Below are 17,477 nucleotides of genomic sequence, written 5' to 3' on the forward strand. Positions count from 1 at the left end.
CTCAGAACCATGCCTCAAGCCGCTCCAGCGCGGTCCAGAATCCTTCGCCGTTGTTCACGTGGCCTTGCCAAATTTCCGGGATGAACGGCACGCCCGGGGCAAGTCGGCGAAGTTGTTCGGCCGTCGTCGGCCAGTCGATCTCACCGTCGCCGATCTGCGGACCCTCGCCGTCGACCCCTTCGGCGTCAACGATGTGAAGGTGTTCGGTCAACGGCGCGAGCCGCTCGACGTATTCGCTGAACGGGCGTCGGGAGAAGTTCGCGGCCAGTTTCGTATGGGAAAGGTCGAGGGTCAGTCGGCGACCGTGTTGCTCGCAGAAATCGACGGTGTCCTCAAGACCCATGAACAGGTTGTGGTGTTGCTGGCCGCCCATCAACCAGGGATAAGGCGGCAGCGTCTGCGCCGTCAGTCGTACGTCAGTCTCATCGAGCCGCTCCAATGCCTGGGCGATGCGCGCGTACTTCGGCGCCCGATCCTCGACAGGAACGAAGGCGTCAGCGGTGAAACCACCCATCGTGCAGATCACGACGGGGGCCTCGGTGGTGTCGAACCAGCGACCCAGGCCGCGGGTGATCCCGATGACCTTCTGCACCTCGCGGATCGAGCGCTCCCATACGTCGTCGTCGGCGCTCGCGAGATCGATGATGAAGTCGCCGGCGTAGAGGTCGGGGGTGTGGACGGTGTGGAACATCCCGTCGAACCGTCCCTTGAGCGCGGCGCCGACCGCGGCGTCGTCCATCTCCACGTCTTTGTAGGACAAGTGGAACTCGAGGAAGTCGGGGTTGGTGCCGTTGCCATCGATCAGTCGGCGCGCATCGTGGTAGCGGACCGGCAGCCCCCACGGACGATGGAAGCTGTAGGGCCGACCCTGGGCCACCGTGTCGGAAAGATCTGTGGCGTAGAAGAAGTCGCCTTCGTCGATTGGCCGCCGCAACTGCCGCCCGACCAGCCGGTCGAGGTGATTCGGTTGCAAGCCGCGGCCGGGCGCCTTGACAGTGACCGCGTCGCGGGTGATCTGTTCCCCAGCCTCCAGCCGGCGGGTCGCGACGAGCGACTTGGCGAGGTTGGCTCGGTTCATCAGCTCACCGGTGGAAACCACGCGAGCGTCACCGCTGCCAAGAGCCAGTTCGATCTCCCGGATCCGAGACACCAGCTGAGCGAATTCCTCGGGCAGCAGGGACACCTGGTGGTCGTTGCCTTCGAGTGACTTGTCGATGGTGAAGTGCTTCTCGATCACCATCGCGCCCCGGGCGACCGCGGCCAGCGGAACGTGGATGCCGCGTTCGTGACCGGAGTAGCCGACCGGGCAATCGCCGATCTGAGCGAGCCGGTCCATATAGCGCAGGTTCACATCCTTGAACGGCGCCGGATAAGTCGACTGACACTGCAGCAACGCGAATTGCGCGCCCGCTCGTCGCAAGACCTCGACGCTCGCACTGATCTCTTCCTCGGTCGACATCCCGGTCGATACCAACAGCGGCAAATGCTCGGCCGCACACGCGCGCAACAAGGTGTGGTTGGTCAGGTCGGCGCTGGCGATCTTGAGCGCGGGAACGCCGTAGTCGGCCAAAACTCGCAATGAAGGTTCGTCCCACGGAGTGCAGAAAGCGTCGATGTCGACCGCGCGGCAGTGGTCGAGGCACTCGATCATTTGCGCAGGAGAAAGCGAGAACTTGGCCAGCAGGTTCATCGTGTATTGCGGGCCGAGGTCCTCCCCGGCGCTGCTGGAAACATCGCCCTGCCGGTAGAGGGTCGCCAGGTCACGCAGCTGGAACTTCACCGCGTCGACGCCAGCGGCCTTGGCCAGGTCCACCAGGTGTTTCGCTAATTCGACGTCGCCCTGATGGTTGTTGCCGATCTCGGCAATGACCAGCGCGGGATGACCCTCGCCGACCGTGTGGCGGCCGATGACCAACTCCGAGGCGGCCGGTCGGGCGATCGCTTCCAGTCGCCCGCGCTCGTCGACCAGCGGAATCACTCGGACGCCCGGGCGGAACGATGCGGTGATGGTGGCCGGATCCGAGCCGTACGCGATCCGCACACAGTCTGGGTTGGCGGCGGTCTGGACCGCCGTCGACAGATCGATGGAAGTGCCGCTGGTGACCCAGCGTCGGAAGTCACCGTCGGTAAAGGAGCCGGTGAGGGTGCCGAGTCGGTCGACACAGAAGACGACGCCGCTCTTGTTATCACCGATCTTGTTCAAGGCGGTGAGCAGGCTGTCATCACCGAAAACAGCGAACGGGCTGACCCGGCGATCGATCGTCGTCATTGCTGTTCTGGACCCCGTTCGGATTTCTGGCGTCCCCATCGCGCCCGATGCGGTCGAGTATAGGTTCGGCAGGGCCGTTGTTTATCCGCTTCCACCCGTTCTGGTGGGCCGACCCGAAGGAATATCGGATGCTCAATCTCCGCAAAAAGCGGTTCCTTCGACGCATGGCCGGCTACGCGACGAATCCCGCTGCGGTCAAATGGCGCACGCTGCGCGGGCAGGATCAGACCTACCCCGTACGAGGGCTACCGATCACCCTTCCGCCGGAACACAATCTGCCGTTCTACCAGAAGCGCGATCCGACCTATGACGACTACGCGGTCGACGTCCTCGCCCGACTCGCGGACAGCGGTCGACGGGTGAGCGTGATCGACATCGGCGCCAATGTGGGTGACACCGCACTCGCGGTGCTCGCATCCTCCCCAGCCTCGCGGGTTGTCGCGGTCGAGGGCGACGAGCACTTCGTCACCTACCTGCGGCGCAACCTGGCTCCGTACGGCGATCGCGCCCGCGTCATTGTCGGGTTCGCTGGGCCGATCGGGCAAGACGTCGCCTATGCCCGATCGGGCAGCACCGGCGGATTCTCCGCGGCTGGAACCGAGCAGACGGCTGACGCCGACTGGATCAGACCGGCTGATCTCGTCGCCGCCACGGACCCGGCGGACCTGCTGGTCTGGAAATGCGACATCGACGGATTCGACATCCACCTGATGGTGGCGAACTGGACTGACCTCGACCCGCGGTGCGCCGTGCTGTGGTTTGAATACGACCCCGCCCGCACCACCGGTGACAAGGCCGACATCGGCACGCTGATCGACCGGCTGGCCGACAGTGGGCGTTGGCTGCGGGTCTACGACAATCTCGGTCGCCGAGTGGTCGACCTGCCCCCGGGCGAACCAGCGCGGGTCGGTCTTCGCTCGATCACTGCCTGGCTGAGCGAGCAGATCGAGGGCCACGTCGTGGTGCCTTATGTCGACGTTTGGGCGTTCGACGCAGCGACCGCCGCGGTGATGCGCGACTGATCCGATCAGCGACCCTGGTTCTGGAGGCGCAGCGACTCTTCTGCGCGCTCGAAGTCGTCGATCGTGTCGATGTCCAGACTCTCCGACGGATCCATCACGAACAGCCCGATGCGACCACCCAATCTGTTATGGTCACGCTCATACACATCGGTGCGGGTCAGATAGAGCGAACCCGTCTCGCGGTAGCGCAGCTGATCGGGCGTGAGGTCCTGCCGACGAGGTCGCGCGGTGTAGGGGTAGAGCGCGGTGACCTGCGGTTCCTTCTGCCAGACGAAGATCTCGGTCGGTACGACCCCGACCATCGAGTCGACGCCTGTTTCGGTGAACTCGCGCAGTGCTCGGGCCAGGGTGGTGGGCAACCGGATCGGCGAGGTCGCCTGCAAGAACATCACCTGTTCTGGGCGTCCCTCGGCTGCGGTGATGATCTCAATCGCATGCTCGATCACCGGCTCGGAGGCGGTGGTGTCCTGAGCGAACTGCGCAGGCCGCTCGATGACCGTCGCTCCGGCGCGTCGAGCGACATCAGCGATCTGCGCATCCTCGGTGGAGACGTACGGCCGAAGTCCCTCCGTCGCAAGCACCTGCTCGATGGTCCACGCGATCAGCGGCTTGCCACCCAGCGGTTTGAGGTTCTTGCGGGGCACGCCTTTGGACCCACCGCGGGCGGGGATGATCGCGGGCGTCAACGTCACTGCGTCTCCGTTCGTAAAAGGTGCCAGTAGGTCTCTGACTCCGGCAGGTGGCCGGGGCGAGACAGTCGCCGGCGTTCGGGGTCCAACACCTCGAGCTGCGAGGCGTAATGCTGCAGGTGCTCCTGCTTCGCTGCCGTGTCGACGGCAAATACACACTGCCGCAACTGAAGCCCCTGCCGGCGCAGGTGGCCGACTTGCTCGGCGCCCCGGGCATGCCACAGATAGGGGAGGTCCTCCCAGAACAGGACGTCGACGCCGGCATTCGAGGCGACCCGCAGCCCCGCGTCGCGTACGGCGATGTGGTCCGGATTCGCTGCCATCCCACGCCGCTGGGCGCGCCGACGGCGCCGCTGATGGTCGGCGTGCATGGCGCGTTGCACCAAGCGCTTCGTTCGACCCGGGGCTGCTGCCGGCGCAGCTTCGGCGGAGGCTTGCGCGGCTTCGGCCGGGGCGGGCGCGGTCGGGCGTCGCAACCGGTCGCGCAGCCTGTCCCATGGGGCGGGAGCGACGTGCACCCCGGCGCAGATCGGCAAGGCCACCACGCCGCCCGGATGCTCCTGAGCCCACCGGCGCAATTCGTCCTCGAGGACCGCGATCTGGGACCGGCCGGTGTTCGGGTCTCGATAGGCCGCTTCCAACAACGGCAGGTGGCGTAGCCGTACGCCGGAGTCGGCGAACGCGTCGAGATCCTCCTGCCGGCGGGCGGTCATCGTGGCGTGCGAATCGGCGAATCCGCAGGCGAGGTCCCACGGGGTCGTCGTCGCGGGATCAGGTTCACCGGCGAAGACGGTCCAGACCTCGGCATCGACGTCGGCGGTCAACAACGCCGCGGTCGACAGCCACGCGTCATCGAGATGTGGAGACAACACGAGCACGGCGCGCCCAGTCGTCAACAGTCCGTCCACCCCGACCTCCGATTGCCCTGCCTGGTCCTGACAGACCCACGGCGCCAATAATAGGAACAGGTGACGAGGGGGAGGTGCCGGATGACCAGCTACGACGTCGTTGTTGTCATTCCTTGCCACAACGCCGCTGCCACCCTCGACCTGCAACTCGAGGCCCTCGCGCGGCAGGAAAGCACTCCGCCGTTCGAGGTGGTCGTCGTCGACAACCGCTCTACGGACCGCCTGGCGGACTGTCTCGAACGCTGGCTTGGCCGAACGCCCGGGCTGCGTTCGGTCGATGCCAACGCGGCGGCCGGCGCGGGCTACGCGCGCAATGTCGGAGTCGCCGCCAGTGATGCGGCCATGCTGCTCTTCTGCGACGCCGACGATGTCGTCGGGCCCGACTGGGTGGCCGCTGGTGCGGCCGCCCTGGGGAAGACCGAGGTGGCATGCGGTGCCGACGTGACCCTGCCGTCGAGTGCGTTCGTCGATGTCGACCGGATCTGGGCGGGTCACCTGGTCGCGCTGCCGGGAGGACCGGTCCAACCGCGCCGCGAGCCGGCGCCTTATCCGATCGTGCTCGGCGGGAACCTGGCGATCCGGCGCTCTGCGTATGCCGCGGTCGGCGGATATGACCCCACGATGGTGACCGGCAACGAGGACAACGACCTCGCAATTCGGTTGGAACGCAACGACTTCTTGATCGCCCGGGCGCCAGGCATGCGGCTGGCGATTCGCGCCCGCGGCGATCTGCGCTCGGTTTACCGACGCGCCCGGGTGGCCGGGCGGGGCCATCAGCAACTCGTCGCCCGCCATCAACTGCAAGCCACCTCGCCACACCTGCGTGGCCAAGCCTGGCGCGCAGACCTACCGCGTACGGCGCTGGCGGCGGCGCGGATGCTTGGTCGCCCTGCGGCCCGTCGCGACTGGGCGGTGATCGCGACTCGGCTCGGGGTCGCCCAGGGACTCTGGGAGGGTGAGTTCCTCGTCCGCACCGGCCGCTTCCCGGCCGGCGGTCCGACATCTCGACCACTTCACGAAGGGGAGCACCGATGACCCGCGGCGGAATGCGGTTCGACGATCTAGGGAGTTGGCAGCAATGGCAGCGCGCCCAACGGCGCCCCGACCGCCTGCTGCGCGCGATTCGTCGGCGCCGCGCCCCGGCACAGCCACCGGCGGCCCAATTGCATCTGCCCACCGGCCCGGTTCAGACCCTTGTCGTTGTCGATTTGCTCACCCCGAGCTGCAGGGCTGCTGGCCATGCGCCGCTGGCGCACCTGGACCCCAGGACGACCGCCGTCCTCACCAGCCTGGACCAGCCCGATCTGCCGGCGACCGGCAGCTGGGAACGGCGGCCCTACACCGGGATCGTCGACCTTCCGTCGACGACCGAGAGTGTCTTGTCGCTCGGCTCCTACCTCGACGTGAGTGGGCCGGTGGCTCAATGGGCCAAGGCCCACGACCGCCGCTTCTGCGTGGCGCAACATGGTCTGCTTACGCCTTGGTCGCCGCCGGCCGCCGCGGGGGACCACCTGCTGGCGTGGACAGCGGACGACGCCGACTACTGGTCGAACGGGCGCTCCGATGTCACGACCGAGATCGTTGGGTCGGAATTGCTCTGGCAGGCAACGCAATTGCCGCCAGTTCAGCTGCTCGACCAGCGACCTGTGTTGCTCGGTCAACTGCACGGCACCGAACTGCCGCGCCGGCAAACCTTCCGCACCTACTGGGACTTCGCCCGGGCCGAGGACGTCGACTACCGGCCCCATCCGAACGAGACCGACGCCCTGTCGCGCGCGATGCACGCCGCGATGCGCCGCGGCGGGATCAGCTTCGAGAGTTCAGGCCGATCCCTGAGCGAGCTGGGGCGTCCGGTGGTCAGCATCTTCTCGACCGGCACCTTGGAGGCAGCCCATCGGGGGCTCCCGTCCTGGGTGGCCCACCCTGATCCGCCGACTTGGGTTCGTGACTTCTGGCGGCGCTATGAACTCTCCCCGTGGGGCGAGCAGCCCACGGCGGCCTGGCATAGCCCAAGCACCCAACCGGCAGCCGCCGTTGCCGCCGCGCTCGAGCGTGTCGGGTGACCTCAGACCATCGGCGTCGGCGCCTCTGGGCCGCGCTTGGCGTGCTCGCCGTGACCTACGTCGTCTTCGTATGCACTGCCGCCGGCCAGCAGATGGATAACGAGTTGTGGGCGCTCGGCGGTCACGTTCCACACTCCAGCGCCCAAGCGTTCGGGCAGTTCGTACGACGAGTGCTGCCGGTCGTTTCTGGCGTCGTGTTGCTCGGCCATTTCCTCCTGCGCCGACGCTGGCGCGCCGGCGCTTTGGCCGTCATCGGATGGGCTGCCACCGTGGCGCTCGTCTATGCGCTGCGCGAGGTGTTGCCGCGTCCTTACCTCGGCGACCACGGCGGCTTCCCGGTGAACAGCTTCCCGTCGACCCACGTGGCGCTCGCCGCTACGCCGTTAGTGGCGGTGATTTTGGACCGGACTGCCGACCGGCTCACCACCGCCGCATGTCTGTTCTTGGTTGCGGCCGCCATGGTCGGCAACACCATGCTGTTGGTCCACCGTGCGAGTGACACCCTCGGCGCGGTGGCGGTCGCGGTCGGTCTCCTGAGCCTGTTGGATTTGCTCACCCCGCAGCGACAGCCGGGGAGATACTGACACGACCATGCGCATAGCGATTGCCCACGACTACCTCACCCAGCTCGGTGGTGCCGAGCGCGTTGTCCTGTCGCTGATGAAGGCCTTCCCGGGGGCGCCGGTCCACACGACGCTCTACGCCCCGGACAGCACCTTCCCGCAGTTTCGCGACGCTGACATCCGGGTCTCTCCACTGAACCGGATTCCGTTGGTGCGCAACAATCATCGCGCGGCGTTGCCAGTTCTTGCGCCGGTCTCCGACCGCGTACGGATAGACGCCGACGTCGTGGTCGCCTCCTCATCCGGCTGGGCTCACGGGTTTCCCACCAGTGGGAAGAAGTTGGTCTACTGCCACTCGCCGGCGCGCTGGCTTTACCTCGCCGACGAGTACCTCGGCGACCGCGCAGGACTGTTGCGCCCGGCGCTCGACGCTCTGACGCCGCCACTGCGTCGTTGGGACCAACGCGCCGCCGCCTCGGCGGACCGCTACCTGGCCAACTCACGTGTCGTGCAGCGACGCATCCAGCAGCTCTACGGTCGGGACGCCGACGTATTGCATCCACCCCACACCGTCGACCTGCGGGGTGCGCAGGAACCGGTCGCGCGAGTGGCGCAGTGGCCAGACTTCCACCTGCTGGTGTCACGCCTGCTGCCCTACAAGAACGTTGAACGGGCAGTCGAAGCCTTCGCCCAGTTGCCGAACGAGCAATTGGTGATCGTGGGGCGTGGGCCGCTCGCGGCGCGCCTCCAGGACCGCCTCGGAGCGCGCTGCGTGTTGTTGCAGGGCGTGCCCGAAACCCAGTTGCGGTGGCTTTATGCCCACGCGAAGGCCTTGATTGCGCCGAGCTACGAGGACTTCGGGCTCACTGTGGTGGAGGCTGCGGCCTTCGGCACCCCCACCCTGGCCCTGCATGCCGGTGGCTATCTCGACACGGTCGTCGACGGTGTCAGCGGCTACTTCTTCGAGGACCCGTCCGCCGGGGCGATCGCCACCGCCGTACGCAGGCTGGCCGAGCGGCCGCTCTCCCGAACCGTTGTTGCCGACCACGCGCAGCAGTTCTCCGAAGAGTTGTTCATTGAGTCCATCCGGACCGCAGTCGCGCAGTTGGAGCAGAGTGTGGCCCGTCGGCGATAATGGCGCCATGACGACCCGTAAGCCTGTCGAGTCCTGGCTCACCGACATGGACGGTGTGTTGGTCCACGAAGAACACGCGATTCCCGGAGCGGCCGAGTTTCTCGAGCGGCTGCAGCAGACCGGTCGTAAGTTCTTGGTGCTCACCAACAACTCGATCTACACCCCGCGAGATCTGCGGGCGCGGTTGCACGCCAGTGGGATTGACGTCCCCGAAGGGGCGATCTGGACCTCCGCCCTGGCCACGGCGAAGTTCCTGGACGACCAGCGATCCGGAGGCTCGGCCTATGTGGTGGGCGAAGCAGGTCTGACCACGGCCATTCACGACGTCGGCTACGTGATGTCGAGTCGGAACCCGGACTATGTCGTTCTGGGGGAGACCCGCACCTACTCCTTCGAGGCCATCACCCGCGCGATTCGGTTGATCGAGAACGGTGCGCGGTTCATCGCCACGAACCCTGACGCGAGTGGCCCCTCACCCAGTGGCACCCTTCCGGCGACCGGTGCTGTCGCAGCGTTGATCACCAAAGCGACCGGGGTGGAGCCCTACTACGTCGGCAAACCGAACCCGTTGATGATGCGCAGCGCCCTCAACCGGATCGAGGCGCACTCGGAGACGACGGTGATGATCGGCGACCGACTCGACACCGACATTGTCAGTGGCTTGGAAGCGGGGCTGCGCACCATCTTGGTGTTGACCGGGTCAACTAGTCGGGATCAGGTCGATCGCTACCCGTTCGTGCCCACCCGGGTGGTCGACTCCATCGCCGACGTGGTCGGCCTCGTCGACGAGTTCGCACCTCCGGCGTGAGCCGCCGACCCTGGTGGAGCAGAACCGCGAAGTCCTGACAGGATGACCGCATGACCTTGGCGAAACCTCGCATCTTCTCGGGCATGCAGCCCACCCACGATTCCCTCCACCTCGGCAATTACCTCGGGGCGCAGGTCAACTGGGTCAAGATGCAGGACGACTTCGACGCAATCTTTTGCGTGGTCGACGAACACGCCTTGACCGTCAACCCCGATCCGGCGGACCTGCGCGACCGCACCCGGGTCACCGCGGCGCAGTATCTCGCCGGTGGCATCGACCCGTCGCGAGCGACGGTGTTCGTGCAATCCCACGTTCCCGAACACGCCCAGCTCGCGTGGGTCCTCAACTGCCTCACCGGTTTTGGCGAGGCGTCCCGGATGACCCAGTTCAAAGACAAGTCCGGCAAGCGCGGCGCCGAGGGCACCACCGTGGGGTTGTTCACCTACCCGATGCTGATGGCCGCCGACATCCTTCTTTACGACGCCGCGCGCGTTCCGGTTGGCGAAGACCAGCGCCAACACCTGGAGCTGACGCGCGACCTGGCGCAGCGATTCAACGCCCGGTACGGCGAGACCTTCGTGGTGCCGGAGCCGCACATCCCTGCCGAATCGGCCAAGATCATGTCGCTGCAGGAACCCGCGTCGAAGATGAGCAAGTCGGCCGATGACCAGCGCGGCAACCTGATGATGCTCGACGAACCCAAGGCGAACATCAAGAAGATCAAGGCTGCGGTCACTGACCTCGACAACGCAGTGCGATGGGACCCCGAGAACAAGCCGGGCATCGCCAACCTGCTGCGCATTCACTCGGCATTCTCCGGGGAGTCGGTCGACACGCTCGTCGATCGCTACGCCGGTGAGAACAAATACGGCTCGCTCAAGGGCGATGTCGCCGACCTCTTCGTCGCGGTGCAGGCGCCCTTCAAGGAACGGGTCGAGACCTATCTGGCCGACCCCGGTCAGCTCGACGACATCCTCGCTACCGGCGCCGAACGCGCTCGTGGCCTTGCTGCGCCCACCTTGGCCAAGGTCTACGACGCCGTGGGCTTCCTGCCCGCACGGTGAACCGATGAGAACTATCGGCGTCTCGATCCCGATCCCGGAACCGTACGGATCGAGCCTCACCGCTGCGCGCCACGCGGCCGGCGACCCGCTGGCTGACGCCGTCCCACCGCACGTCACGTTGTTGCCGCCCACCCGCGTCGAACGGATGTCGCTCGACGCCTTCGTCACCGATCTGGAGAAGGTGGCCGCCCAGCACCCGCCGTTCCGGATGATGCTGAACGGCACCGGCACCTTCCTGCCCGTCTCGCCGGTCGTTTTCATCGCGGTCGCCCAAGGAATCGGTCAGTGTGAGGCGTTGCAGAGCGACGTACGCGGGCGAACCGTGGAGCGTCCGCTGGATTTCCCCTACCACCCGCACGTGACGATCGCCCACCACGTTCCGGAGGACAACCTCGAAGAGGCCTTCGACGAGATGTCGGACTTTCGCGCCACCTTCGAGGTCACCGCCTTCGACCTTTACCTGCAGGATGACGACGGAGTCTGGGAGTCCGTACGCCGGTTCGCCTTGCGCGGATAGGTGCGCCTAACCGCACCGGCGAAAACCGGTGGCGATACGCTGCGGTTCGTGGCAACTGAAACCCTTCCTGCGAAGCGCACGGGCAAGGCTGGGAGCTCGATCTTCCTGAAGACGGTGATGGCTGCGAGCGGCCTGATCTTCGTCGCCTTTGTCCTGCTGCACATGTACGGCAACCTCAAGGCGTTCGCCGGTGAGACTGCCTTCAACACCTACGCCGAGCATCTGCGTACGTTCGGGGAGCCGATGCTCCCGTATGGCGGTCTGCTCTGGGTGCTCCGAGTGGTGCTGTTGGTGGCACTGGTCGCCCACGTCTACAGCGCTGCGGAGCTGTGGAAGCGAGCCAACAAGGCCCGACCGCAGAAATACGCCGTCAAGAAGGCCGTTGCGGCCTCTGTCTCCAGCAAGTGGATGCGCTGGGGCGGCATCACGATCCTGCTCTTCCTGATCTGGCATCTGCTGGAATTCACCGTCGTCAAGATCAATGTCGGCTCTGGTGGCCAGGGTGCGGCGATCACTTCGAACCCCTTCCAGCTGATCGTGCACAGCTTCGACACCTGGTGGCTGACGCTGATCTATGTCCTGGCGATGGGAGCTCTCGCGATGCACCTGCACCACGGCATCTGGAGCGCGTCGCAGACCCTGGGTCTGGCCAGCAGCCCCGAGCGCCGCAAGACGATCAAGCTCACTGCGGCCGTTGTGGCGGCTGTGATCTCCATCGGTTTCGTGTTGCCGCCGCTGTTCATCCTCTTCGGCGTCATCAAGTAAGGGCTAGCGATTCCACATGACTGAACTCATTGACGACATGTACACGCTCGGCGACCCGATCGCCGACACGAAGGCGCCAGCCGGCCCGGTCGACCAGAAATGGACGAAGGCCAAGTTCGAGAACAAGCTGGTCAACCCGAGTAACCGCCGCAAGCTGTCGGTCATCATCGTGGGCACCGGCCTCGCCGGCGCTTCCGCCGCCGCCACCATGGGCGAAGCGGGCTACCACGTGAAGTCCTTCTGCTATCAGGACAGCCCGCGTCGCGCCCACTCGATCGCGGCCCAGGGCGGCATCAACGCCGCGAAGAACTACAACGACGACGGTGACTCCACCTACCGGTTGTTCTACGACACGGTCAAGGGTGGCGACTACCGCTCGCGCGAAGACAATGTCTACCGCCTGTCGGAGGTCTCGACGAACATCATCGACCAGTGCGTCGCGCAGGGCGTTCCCTTCGCCCGCGACTACGGCGGCCTGCTCGACAACCGCTCGTTCGGTGGCGTGCAGGTGGCCCGAACCTTCTACGCCCGTGGCCAAACGGGTCAGCAATTGCTGATCGGCGCCTACCAGGCGATGGAGCGGCAGGTCGCGGCCGGGACTGTCCAGCAGTTCACCCGTCACGAGATGCTCGAGCTGGTGATGGTCGACGGCAAGGCCCGCGGCATCATCGCCCGCGACATGGTCTCCGGCAAGATCGAAACCCACCTCGCTGATGTCGTCGTGCTCGCCTCGGGTGGCTACGGCAACGTCTTCTTCCTGTCGACGAACGCGATGGGCTGCAACGTCACCGCGACGTGGCGAGCCCACCGCAAGGGCGCGCACTTCGCGAACCCCTGCTACACGCAGATCCACCCGACCTGCATCCCGGTGTCCGGCGATCACCAGAGCAAACTGACGCTGATGTCGGAGTCGCTGCGTAACGACGGGCGTATCTGGGTTCCCAAGCGCAAGGAAGACTGCGAGAAGGACCCGCGCGACATCGCCGAGGAGGACCGCGACTACTACCTGGAGCGGATCTACCCGGCGTTCGGAAACCTGGTTCCCCGTGACATCGCCTCCCGGCAGGCGAAGTACATGTGTGACGAGGGCCGCGGGGTCGGACCGGTCGTCGGTGACTTCCGACGCGGGGTCTACCTCGACTTCGCCGATGCCCTTTCGCGGATGAGCCGCGGGGCCATCGACGAGAAATACGGCAACCTCTTCGACATGTACCAGCGGATCACCGGCGAAGACCCGCGCGTCGTACCGATGCGCATCTACCCGGCGGTGCACTACACGATGGGTGGCTTGTGGGTCGACTACGACCTGGAGACCTCCATCCCGGGTCTCTACGCGGTCGGTGAGGCGAACTTCTCCGACCACGGCGCGAACCGCCTGGGCGCGTCCTCGCTGATGCAGTGCTTGGCTGACGGTTACTTCGTGTTGCCGAACACCATCCGCAACTACCTCGCCAGCGGACCGTACGAACCGATCGCCGAAGACCACCCGGCCGTGGTCGAGGCTCGTGAGTCGGTTGAGAACCGCATCCAGCAGTTGCTCTCGATCAACGGTGAGCGTTCGGTGGACTCCTTCCACAAGGAACTCGGCCACATCATGTGGGAGTACTGCGGAATGGAGCGTTCGGAAGAAGGTCTGCGCAAGGCGATCGACCTCATCCGTTCGCTGCGCGAAGAGTTCTGGCGCAACGTACGCGTCCTGGGTTCGGCTGACACCCTCAACCAGTCGCTGGAGAAGGCCGGCCGTGTCGTCGACTTCCTGGAGCTGGGCGAACTGATGTGCATCGACGCATTGCACCGCCGCGAGTCGTGTGGTGGTCACTTCCGGGCAGAGAGTCAGACCGAGGACGGCGAGGCCCTGCGCCACGACGACGAGTTTGCTTATGTCGCGGCCTGGGAGTTCGCGGGCGACGCCAACGGCGCCTATAGCGCCCCGGTGTTGCACAAGGAAGAACTCGTCTATGACTTCATCGAGCTGAAGCAACGGAGCTATAAGTGACCACCCCACAAAGTTCTACGTTCCTTCGTCACTCCGATACTTTGAGAGGACCCCGGTCATGAACCTGACTCTGAAGATCTGGCGCCAGGAGAACCCCGACACCGCGGGCCAACTCGTCACTTATCCGGTGTCGAACATCTCCGAGGACATGTCGTTCCTGGAGATGCTGGACGTCCTCAACGAGGAGCTCATCGGCAAGGGAGAGGAGCCTGTCGCGTTCGACAGCGACTGTCGTGAGGGCATCTGCGGGATGTGTTCGTTGATGATCAACGGCGAGGCCCACGGCCCCGAGGTCACCACGACCTGCCAGTTGCACATGCGCTCGTTCACCGATGGCGAGACGATCACCATCGAGCCGTGGCGTGCGTCGGCCTTCCCGCTGGTCCGTGACCTCGTTGTCGACCGTTCCGCGTTCGACCGGATCATTCAGTCCGGCGGATTCATCTCGGTCAACACTGGAGCGGCCCCCGAGGCGAACAACCTCCAGGTGTCCAAGCCGAAGGCTGACCGGGCTTTCGACGCCGCGACCTGCATCGGCTGTGGCGCCTGCGCAGCGGCCTGCCCGAACGCGTCCGGCATGCTCTTCCTCGGTGCGAAGATCACCCACCTCGGTGAGCTTCCCCAGGGCCAGGCCGAGCGCGATGCCCGGGTTGTGTCGATGATTAACCAGCACGACTTCGAAGGTTTCGGTGGCTGCACCAACATCGGTGAGTGCGCCGCAGCCTGCCCCAAAGAGATCCCGCTGGATGTCATCAACCAGCTGAACCACGATTTCCACGCGGCAAAGAAGCGCTGACACACAGTTTGTGAGAGCGGGGCCGATTCCTCACCGGAGTCGGCCCCGTCCTCGTTTCATAGCAGTTCTTCCGAATCCCCGGTTGGCCAGCGGCTTTGCCGACAGACTGGCGCCGTGGATCTTAAATCCTCGGTACGGCGCTGGGGAACCCCTCGTGGGGTGTGGCGCGTAGCCGGGCTGCGATTGGGTTACGCGGGTGGGCCAGAAGACCAGCAAGGGAATTTCGGCGATCAGCTCAGCCCGCTGGTGCTGCGGCATGTCTTCGGGGCGACCCTGAAGCAATCGGGGCTGAGCCAGGTTGATCTCGTTTCGCTGGGCTCGATTCTCGAATGGCTCGAGCAGTCGACAAACCGGTTGCGCCCGCACGTCTGGGGCTCGGGCTTCATCGAGGACGGCGGATCATGGGCTGGGCCACCAGTCAGACTGCACGCCGTACGCGGGGAGTTGTCGCGGGAACGAATGCGCGCGGCCGCCGGCCGTCGGTCGATCGCGTTGGGTGACCCGGGCATGCTGGTCGACGCGGTCTTCCCCGACCTGGTCGGCGTCACCAAGCGATTCCCGCTGTCGGTGGTGCCGCACTACGTCGACTTCGAAGATCCCATGGTCAGCGAGCTGCGTCGCCGACTTCCACAGGTGCACGTGATCGATGTCCTTCGACACCCACGTGACGTCACCGCGGACATTGCAGCCAGTGAGGTGGTGCTCTCCTCGAGCTTGCACGGGCTCATCGTCGCAGAGGCGATGGGTGTGCCGAATCACTGGACTCCGATGTCCGACAAGGTGATTGGTGGGGCCTACAAGTTCGCGGACTATTACTCCGCGTTCGGTGTCGAAGCGAAGCCGCTGGCGCTGGTTGATGCAGCGGACCAGGTGTTGGCTGGTCGATTGCGCTCGGCTCCGTTGCGGCGTTGGAACCAGCGGCGCGCCGAGCTGCTCGCGGCGTATCCGGGTCCGCGGCGATCGCTGTGACAGGCCGACCGGATGTCTCAGTAGTGATCCCGGCGTTCAACGCGGGTGCGGTAATCGGCGCCCAACTGGACGCCCTGCTGGCGCAACGCACCCAATTGCGGTGGGAGATCGTGGTCGCGGACAACGGGTCGACCGACGAGACGGCTCGGATCGTCCGGAGTCGCTCAACCGATCACGACGTGTCGATTCGGCTTGTCGATGCGAGTCGCCATCGGTCGCCGTGCACGGCGCGGAACGTGGGGGCCACGGCCACTCTGGCCCCTCTGCTGCTCTTCTGTGATGCAGACGATGTCGTCGGCCCCGGGTGGCTCGAAGCTGGGGCCAAAGCATTGGGCAGGCACGATGTGGTCGGCGGCCGAAACCGACAGCTGACCGAACCGTTCGAGACCGATTCGGTCGTTTTGAATCCCCAAGGGCTGTTGGTCGGTTCGACCGGGCGGGCCGTGCTGGGGTGCAATTTTGGTGTTCGGCGCGACATGTTCTTCTCGGTAGGCGGCTTCGATGAAGGCTTGCCGTCCTATGGGATGGATGATGTCGATTTCTCCCGCCGCGTGGCTGCCTCAGGTGGGCGCATCGGGTTCGCCCCTGACATGGTCGTCTACTTCCGTGTGACGCGCGGAACCCGCACGATTCTGCGCAAGACGTACCTGTCTGGCTTGGCCGAGTTCGTTGTCTGGCACCGCTATCCGGAGGTCTTCGCGCAGCGCAGCGCGCCGCGACGGCTAGCGCTCGACGTGGCGGGGTTCTTCCCGACGTACGCCGCAAAGGTCGTTCGCGGCGAGCGGCCGGCCATCCGCCCGGCCCTGCGCGACGGCCTGACCCGGGTGGCTCACCTGCACGGTCACCTGCGGTGGATCCGGACGGGGACGCTCCCGGCAGCCGTCCTGATCGGTTCAGCCGCCGAGTCGGCGCAATCCGTCGACGACTTGGGCGGCGACGGTGTCCCACGAGAAATCGGCGGCCCGACGGATACCCCGAGCGGCCAGATCGGCTCGTAGCGCGGGGTTGGACAGGCCCTCCGTCGTCGCGCTGAGCCAGCCGTCCTCGTCATCGGGGTCCACGATGAGACCGGCGGCACCGACTACCTCCGGCAAGCTGGTCCGGTCGGCGGCCAGCACGGGGGTTCCGCAGGCCATCGCCTCGATCGCTGGAATGCCGAATCCCTCGTGTTCCGAGGGAAATACGAACAGCTCGGCGCCGCGGTAGACCGCGGGAAGGTCCGCGTCGGCGATGCGTCCCAACCAGTGCACCCGATCGGTGACCCCCAGTTCATTGGCCCGGCCGGTGAGAGCGGCATCGGGTGTTCCGCTGAGGGCCAATCGAACCCTGTCGTCCGGCATCCGCTGCAGGGTCCGCAACAGGAGGTCGAGATTTTTGTGCGGTTTCCGGTTGCCTACGTAAAGCAGGTAACGGAAACCGGGATCGAAGCGTGGTCCGGTTGGGCGGAAGCTGGGGTCAGTGGCGTTGCCGGTCACGACGATCTGCTCGGGGTCGACACCACTCCACTGCACCAACTGTTGCCGAGAGAACTCGGACACGGTGAAGGTGACCGGGCTGCGCCGGACGAGCGGGCGCACCACCTGCTGGTAATAGAGCCGCTTGCGCGAGTTGGACTCGGCGGCGACATCAAGGTGGATGAGGTCGTGGACGGTGATTGCCTGCGGTCCGCCCCAACCGATCGCGGGGGTGAAACCGGGCGACCAGAGCGTTGCGCCGCGGTGCCGTCGGCCGGCCCGCAAGGTGGCTGCCTCCCACGTCGCGAGGCCACGAGGAGAGATTGGATCGCCCGAGGAACGCACCGGATGGCCAGCCATCGGCAGCCGACTGAGCACCTCCCGGTAGTAGCGAGCGATGCCGTGGTCACCGGTCCATCGGTCGTCGACAAGGAGATGCACAGCCACAGTCAAGCAGCC

General features: G+C 65.8%; 17 protein-coding genes. 13 read left to right on the forward strand and 4 right to left on the reverse strand.

The window, feature by feature from the left end; all coding sequences use genetic code 11:
- Position 1: 1 nt before the first annotated feature.
- A complete protein-coding gene (locus ACYU98_RS00585; protein ID WP_460466230.1) occupies positions 2-2,269 on the reverse strand; it encodes an N-acetylneuraminate synthase family protein in 2,268 nt (755 codons plus the stop codon).
- A gap of 128 nt (positions 2,270-2,397) precedes the next feature.
- On the opposite strand from ACYU98_RS00585, the gene ACYU98_RS00590 reads away from it, so the two are divergent.
- Positions 2,398-3,291 (forward strand): class I SAM-dependent methyltransferase, encoded by an 894-nt coding sequence (locus ACYU98_RS00590; RefSeq protein WP_460466231.1) that lies wholly within the window; start codon positions 2,398-2,400, stop codon positions 3,289-3,291.
- Between the two features lie 5 nt (positions 3,292-3,296).
- On the opposite strand, the gene ACYU98_RS00595 is transcribed toward ACYU98_RS00590, so the two are convergent.
- Both ACYU98_RS00595 and ACYU98_RS00600 read right to left on the reverse strand, forming a co-directional pair.
- Positions 3,297-3,983 (reverse strand): acylneuraminate cytidylyltransferase family protein, encoded by a 687-nt coding sequence (locus ACYU98_RS00595; RefSeq protein ID WP_460466232.1) that lies wholly within the window; start codon positions 3,981-3,983, stop codon positions 3,297-3,299.
- A complete protein-coding gene (locus ACYU98_RS00600; protein ID WP_460466233.1) occupies positions 3,980-4,888 on the reverse strand; it encodes a hypothetical protein in 909 nt (302 codons plus the stop codon). The genes ACYU98_RS00595 and ACYU98_RS00600 overlap by 4 nt, the downstream gene beginning before the upstream one ends.
- 81 nt (positions 4,889-4,969) lie before the next feature.
- Between ACYU98_RS00600 and ACYU98_RS00605 the strand changes: the two genes are divergently transcribed.
- The 12 genes from ACYU98_RS00605 (at position 4,970) to ACYU98_RS00660 (ending at position 16,562) form a co-directional block, all read left to right on the forward strand.
- Complete coding sequence (locus ACYU98_RS00605; protein WP_460466234.1) at positions 4,970-5,923, forward strand: glycosyltransferase family 2 protein; 954 nt, start codon at positions 4,970-4,972, stop codon at positions 5,921-5,923.
- Entirely contained in the window at positions 5,920-6,951 is a 1,032-nt protein-coding gene (locus ACYU98_RS00610) for a hypothetical protein (RefSeq protein ID WP_460466235.1), read from the forward strand. The genes ACYU98_RS00605 and ACYU98_RS00610 overlap by 4 nt, the downstream gene beginning before the upstream one ends.
- Positions 6,948-7,535 carry a phosphatase PAP2 family protein gene (locus ACYU98_RS00615; RefSeq protein WP_460466236.1) on the forward strand — a complete coding sequence of 196 codons (588 nt, stop codon included), beginning with the start codon at positions 6,948-6,950 and terminating at the stop codon, positions 7,533-7,535. The genes ACYU98_RS00610 and ACYU98_RS00615 overlap by 4 nt, the downstream gene beginning before the upstream one ends.
- A gap of 7 nt (positions 7,536-7,542) precedes the next feature.
- Positions 7,543-8,649: a glycosyltransferase gene (locus tag ACYU98_RS00620; RefSeq protein ID WP_460466237.1), complete on the forward strand. Its 1,107-nt coding sequence runs from the start codon at positions 7,543-7,545 to the stop codon at positions 8,647-8,649.
- A gap of 7 nt (positions 8,650-8,656) precedes the next feature.
- Positions 8,657-9,457, forward strand: coding sequence for an HAD-IIA family hydrolase (locus ACYU98_RS00625; RefSeq protein ID WP_460466238.1), 801 nt, complete (start codon positions 8,657-8,659; stop codon positions 9,455-9,457).
- 50 nt (positions 9,458-9,507) lie between these two features.
- Positions 9,508-10,521 (forward strand): tryptophan--tRNA ligase, encoded by a 1,014-nt coding sequence (gene trpS / locus ACYU98_RS00630; protein ID WP_460466239.1) that lies wholly within the window; start codon positions 9,508-9,510, stop codon positions 10,519-10,521.
- A gap of 4 nt (positions 10,522-10,525) precedes the next feature.
- A complete protein-coding gene (locus tag ACYU98_RS00635; RefSeq protein WP_460466240.1) occupies positions 10,526-11,038 on the forward strand; it encodes a 2'-5' RNA ligase family protein in 513 nt (170 codons plus the stop codon).
- Between the two features lie 48 nt (positions 11,039-11,086).
- Positions 11,087-11,803, forward strand: coding sequence for a succinate dehydrogenase cytochrome b subunit (locus tag ACYU98_RS00640; protein WP_460466241.1), 717 nt, complete (start codon positions 11,087-11,089; stop codon positions 11,801-11,803).
- 16 nt (positions 11,804-11,819) lie between these two features.
- Positions 11,820-13,799, forward strand: a complete 1,980-nt coding sequence (locus ACYU98_RS00645; RefSeq protein ID WP_460466242.1) for a fumarate reductase/succinate dehydrogenase flavoprotein subunit — start codon at positions 11,820-11,822, stop codon at positions 13,797-13,799.
- Positions 13,800-13,857: 58 nt separating this feature from the next.
- Positions 13,858-14,595, forward strand: coding sequence for a succinate dehydrogenase/fumarate reductase iron-sulfur subunit (locus ACYU98_RS00650; protein WP_460466243.1), 738 nt, complete (start codon positions 13,858-13,860; stop codon positions 14,593-14,595).
- Between the two features lie 114 nt (positions 14,596-14,709).
- Entirely contained in the window at positions 14,710-15,564 is an 855-nt protein-coding gene (locus ACYU98_RS00655; RefSeq protein WP_460466244.1) for a polysaccharide pyruvyl transferase family protein, read from the forward strand.
- Positions 15,561-16,562, forward strand: coding sequence for a glycosyltransferase family 2 protein (locus tag ACYU98_RS00660; RefSeq protein ID WP_460466245.1), 1,002 nt, complete (start codon positions 15,561-15,563; stop codon positions 16,560-16,562). The genes ACYU98_RS00655 and ACYU98_RS00660 overlap by 4 nt, the downstream gene beginning before the upstream one ends.
- Here ACYU98_RS00660 and ACYU98_RS00665 read toward each other — a convergent pair.
- Positions 16,458-17,459 carry a glycosyltransferase family 4 protein gene (locus ACYU98_RS00665; RefSeq protein ID WP_460466246.1) on the reverse strand — a complete coding sequence of 334 codons (1,002 nt, stop codon included), beginning with the start codon at positions 17,457-17,459 and terminating at the stop codon, positions 16,458-16,460. The genes ACYU98_RS00660 and ACYU98_RS00665 overlap by 105 nt on opposite strands.
- Between the last annotated feature and the right edge of the window lie 18 nt (positions 17,460-17,477).

Source organism: Calidifontibacter terrae (genome assembly GCF_054778835.1).

Excerpts from the sequence above, each read along its gene's own strand:
- ACYU98_RS00585 (WP_460466230.1), bottom strand. The coding sequence starts at position 2,269 with ATGACGACGATCGATCGCCGGGTCAGCCCGTTCGCTGTTTTCGGTGAT.
- ACYU98_RS00590 (WP_460466231.1), top strand. The coding sequence starts at position 2,398 with ATGCTCAATCTCCGCAAAAAGCGGTTCCTTCGACGCATGGCCGGCTAC.
- ACYU98_RS00605 (WP_460466234.1), top strand. The coding sequence starts at position 4,970 with ATGACCAGCTACGACGTCGTTGTTGTCATTCCTTGCCACAACGCCGCT.
- ACYU98_RS00610 (WP_460466235.1), top strand. The coding sequence starts at position 5,920 with ATGACCCGCGGCGGAATGCGGTTCGACGATCTAGGGAGTTGGCAGCAA.
- ACYU98_RS00620 (WP_460466237.1), top strand. The coding sequence starts at position 7,543 with ATGCGCATAGCGATTGCCCACGACTACCTCACCCAGCTCGGTGGTGCC.
- ACYU98_RS00625 (WP_460466238.1), top strand. The coding sequence starts at position 8,657 with ATGACGACCCGTAAGCCTGTCGAGTCCTGGCTCACCGACATGGACGGT.
- trpS (WP_460466239.1), top strand. The coding sequence starts at position 9,508 with ATGACCTTGGCGAAACCTCGCATCTTCTCGGGCATGCAGCCCACCCAC.
- ACYU98_RS00635 (WP_460466240.1), top strand. The coding sequence starts at position 10,526 with ATGAGAACTATCGGCGTCTCGATCCCGATCCCGGAACCGTACGGATCG.
- ACYU98_RS00645 (WP_460466242.1), top strand. The coding sequence starts at position 11,820 with ATGACTGAACTCATTGACGACATGTACACGCTCGGCGACCCGATCGCC.
- ACYU98_RS00650 (WP_460466243.1), top strand. The coding sequence starts at position 13,858 with ATGAACCTGACTCTGAAGATCTGGCGCCAGGAGAACCCCGACACCGCG.